General features: G+C 60.9%; 2 protein-coding genes. Both read left to right on the top strand.

Features of this window, described 5'->3' with window-relative positions:
- On the top strand, window positions 1-1,053 hold a 1,053-nt coding region (glgB, locus tag B3C64_RS07230), incomplete at its 5' end, for a 1,4-alpha-glucan branching enzyme (RefSeq protein WP_291534783.1).
- A 13-nt stretch (window positions 1,054-1,066) separates the two neighbouring features.
- The coding region (locus B3C64_RS07225; RefSeq protein WP_291534781.1) for a response regulator at window positions 1,067-1,335 on the top strand (269 nt) is incomplete at its 3' end.

Below are 1,335 nucleotides of genomic sequence, written 5' to 3'. Positions count from 1 at the left end.
TTCAATTTCGGCCGCAACGAGGTCCGCAACTTCCTCGTGGCGAACGCCTGCTTCTGGCTCGACGAATACCACATCGACGCGTTGCGCGTGGACGCGGTATCCTCGATGCTGTACCTCGACTACAGCCGCAAGCCCGGCCAGTGGCACCCAAACATCTACGGCGGCCGCGAGAACCTTGAGGCCATCGACTTCCTCAAAGAGGCCAACGCCACCGCATACAAGAACTACCCCGGCATCATGATGATCGCCGAGGAATCCACCGCATACCCCGGCATCACCGCGCCCACCGACGCCGGAGGCTTGGGATTCGGCCTGAAATGGAACATGGGCTGGATGCACGACACCCTGCAGTATCTCCACGAGGAGCCGATCAACCGCAAATGGCACCACAACGAAATCACGTTCTCGATGGTCTACGCGTATTCCGAGCATTACGTGCTGCCGATCAGCCATGACGAGGTCGTGTACGGCAAAGGCTCCGTATACGGCAAGATGCCGGGCAACGACTGGCAGAAGTACGCGGGGGTCCGCGCGCTGTTCGCCTATCAGTGGGCGCATCCGGGCAAGAAGCTTTCCTTCATGGGCAACGAGGTGGCCCAATACGGCGAATGGGACCACGACGGCTCCATCGATTGGGACGCGCTCGAATGGCCCAACCACCGTGGCGTGCAAAAGCTCGTCGCGGATCTGAACGCGTTGTACCGGGAGTCCCCCGCGCTATGGAGCCAGGATTTCGATCCGGCCGGCTTCCAATGGCTCACCAGTGACGACGCCGACCACAACACATTAAGCTTTGTGCGAATCGGCAAGAACGGCGAGCAGATGGTCGTCGTCGTGAATTTCTCGGGCGAAGCGTGGGAGAACTACCAGGTTCCGCTCACCAAGGGCGGGAAATGGACCGAAGTGCTCACCACGGACGACGCCTCCTATGGCGGGTCCGACATCCACAACGGAACATTCGACGCGGTCAAGGGCGAATACCATTCCCGCGATTGGTCCGCGAAAATCACCGTTCCGGCACTGGGAGCAGTATTCTTGAAGCCAGAACTCTGAAAGGCGGAACGTTATGCTCAATTCATCGGCACAGTCCACAGCAACTCCACGCACCGTTCTGGTGGTCGAAGACGAACCGACATTGGCCACCGCCATCGCGCAGCGCATCACTGCCGAGGGATGGACCGCCCGTGTCGCCTCGGACGGCGTGAGCGCGGTCCAGGCCGCGACGCATCTGCGTCCGGACCTGATCATCATGGACATCATGCTGCCCGTCATGGACGGCCTTGAGGCCACCAAGCGCATCGTGGCGGAGCGTCCTGTGCCGGTGCTGATCCTGAC

This window comes from Bifidobacterium sp. UBA6881, from assembly GCA_002451435.1.
In the GTDB taxonomy this organism is placed as follows: Bacteria; Actinomycetota; Actinomycetes; order Actinomycetales; family Bifidobacteriaceae; genus Bifidobacterium.
This window is presented reverse-complemented; position numbering and strand designations above follow the sequence as displayed.